Source organism: Microbacterium sp. 18062 (assembly GCF_902706225.1).
Classification (GTDB): Bacteria; Actinomycetota; Actinomycetes; order Actinomycetales; family Microbacteriaceae; genus Microbacterium.
This window is the reverse complement of record NZ_CACSKB010000108.1, coordinates 1-1,320: the sequence shown is the minus strand read 5'-3', so window position 1 is coordinate 1,320 and position 1,320 is coordinate 1. Positions and strand designations below refer to the sequence as shown.

Sequence of the window (1,320 nt, the reverse complement as noted above, 5' to 3'; positions counted from 1 at the left end):
ACGACACCCCCGACGGCTTGATCACGAACAGATCCGCACCCGGAACCCGCGCCGACACATTCCCCCCGGTCCACACCACCAAGCCATAACGCACCAACTCCCCATGCAAAGACGCCACCTCAGCACGAACCCGGGCGACAGCCACCTCGATCTCGGGACCGAACGAGCTCATCGGATCCCGCCCGGCCGGCCGATGACGAGATGCCCGCGATGAGCGGGTGTTCGACGGGATGCCTCTCGGGTGGGCGGCACTAGCGGGTCGGGGCGCATCACGGGGTCCTCCGTCGGGTCTCGTGGTCGCCGGGCGCGGATAGGGCTTCGCGCCCGGCGTTCCATCATGTTACCGGTCACATGGCGTCGACGCAACGCGAGCCGCTCAGCGCGCCGGCGCGGCCGTCGAGTCGCGGACCACGAGCCGGGCGGGATCCGGATCGCCCGCCCCGGGCACGTCGAGCACCGATGCCACGGACCGCCGCGCCTCGCCCTCGACGTCGAGCCGCACGGTCGTGAGCGCTGGGCGGTAGTACGCGGCGTCCGGGTTGTCGTCGAAGCCCGCGACGCTCACGTCGGCGGGGACCGCGATGCCGGATGCGGCGAGCCCCGCCACGAGCCCGAGCGCCATCTGGTCGTTCGCGCAGACGACAGCGGTCGGGCCGCCCGGCTCCCGCACGGCCGCGGCCACGGCCTCCGCGATCGCCGATCCCGCCGCGGCGGACCAGTCCCCCGCCCAGGTCGCGACCTCGACGAGCCCGTGGGCGTCGACGGCCGCGTGGTATCCCTCGGCGCGGGCGATCTCGTCGAGCCAGTCCGCCGGGCCGCCGAGCCGTGCCAGCCTGCGATGGCCGAGTCCGTGGAGGTGCGCGACGACGAGCGCGGCCGCCCGTCGTTGCGCCGCGCCGCGATCGTGCGCGTGGAAGGGGACGACCGGGATGCCCTCGCCGACGTCGGCGAGGGCGGATGCGGTGAGGGCATGCGGCGCGACGACGATCAGTCCGTCGACGCCCTGGCCGCGCAGGTGCGTGGCGGCGGCACGGACCGAGGCCGCATCCGCCGCGTCGGCATAGGCGGTCGCGACCCAGCGCCCGGCCTCGCGCGCCGCCGTCTCGATCGCCGCCACCGCCACCGCGGGGCCGTACAGCGTCGCATCGGACACGATCAGCCCGAGGGTCCGCGACGTTCTCGTGCCGAGGGCGCGAGCGGCGTTGTTCATGCGGTAGTCGAGCTGCGCCATGGCATCGAGCACCCGGCGACGGGTCTCCTCGCGGATGCGGGGGTTGTCGTTGATGACGCGCGAGACGGTCTGCGCCGAGACCCCGGCCA

2 protein-coding genes are annotated in these 1,320 nt (G+C 74.1%); both read right to left on the bottom strand.

Going from position 1 to position 1,320, the window contains the following annotated elements:
• Positions 1-172: class II aldolase/adducin family protein (locus tag GVL03_RS18800; RefSeq protein ID WP_200847248.1), on the bottom strand; the 172-nt coding region annotated here is incomplete at its 3' end.
• 204 nt (positions 173-376) lie between these two features.
• Positions 377-1,320: LacI family DNA-binding transcriptional regulator (locus GVL03_RS18795; RefSeq protein ID WP_159502535.1), on the bottom strand; the 944-nt coding region annotated here is incomplete at its 5' end.